This is a genomic window from Micromonospora sp. A3M-1-15, assembly GCF_024213425.1.
Taxonomy (GTDB): Bacteria; Actinomycetota; Actinomycetes; order Mycobacteriales; family Micromonosporaceae; genus Micromonospora; species Micromonospora chersina.
This window is the reverse complement of record NZ_JANAVK010000015.1, coordinates 1-729: the sequence shown is the minus strand read 5'-3', so window position 1 is coordinate 729 and position 729 is coordinate 1. Positions and strand designations below refer to the sequence as shown.

Here is a 729-nt window from a genome sequence, read left to right as displayed (position 1 = left end):
CTAAGCCCTCCAGCGCCGATGGTACTGCACTCGGGAGGGTGTGGGAGAGTAGGACACCGCCGGACAATCTTCCAGTCGAGGGCCGCCCCAGCAGGGTCGGCCCTCGACTGCGTTAGCGTCTTTCGGAGACGCAATGAGGAAGGATGTACCTGTGAGTTCAGGACCGCAGGGCGAGGATCGCCCCCGCCGTTACGAGGACCGTGCCGAGCGTGGGCAGGGGCGTGGTGACGCCCGCCGCGACGACCGTCCTTCGTACCGGGGCGACCGCGACGACCGCTCGGGCGGCCCGCGAGGCGGCTTCCGCGCCGGCGACCGCGACAGCGGCTCCCGCGGGGGCGAGCGCCGTGAGGGCGGTTTCCGCGGTGGGGACCGCCGCGAGGGTGGCTTCCGTGGTGGCGACCGTGAGGGTGGCGGTTTCCGTGGTGGCGACCGCCGTGAGGGTGGCTTCCGCCGCGAGGGCGGCGAACGATTCCGTGGCGGTGAGCGCCGTGAAGGCAGCTCCGGCGGAGCGCGCCGCGAGGGCGGCTTCCGCGGCGGCGACCGTGAGGGCGGCGGCTTCCGTGGCGGTGAGCGCCGCGAGGGTGGTTTCCGTGGTGGCGACCGTGAGGGCGGCGGCTTCCGTGGCGGTGAGCGCCGCGAGGGTGGCTTCCGTGGTGGCGACCGTGAGGGCGGCGGCTTCCGTGGCGGTGAGCGCCGCGAGGGTGGCTTCCGTGGTGGCGACCGTGAGGG

1 protein-coding gene is annotated in these 729 nt (G+C 74.1%); it reads right to left on the bottom strand.

The window, feature by feature from the left end; translation table 11 throughout:
• Nucleotides 1-157 precede the first annotated feature (157 nt).
• Nucleotides 158-729 (bottom strand): hypothetical protein (locus NLX85_RS32880; RefSeq protein ID WP_254341769.1); only part of this gene is annotated, 572 nt, incomplete at its 5' end.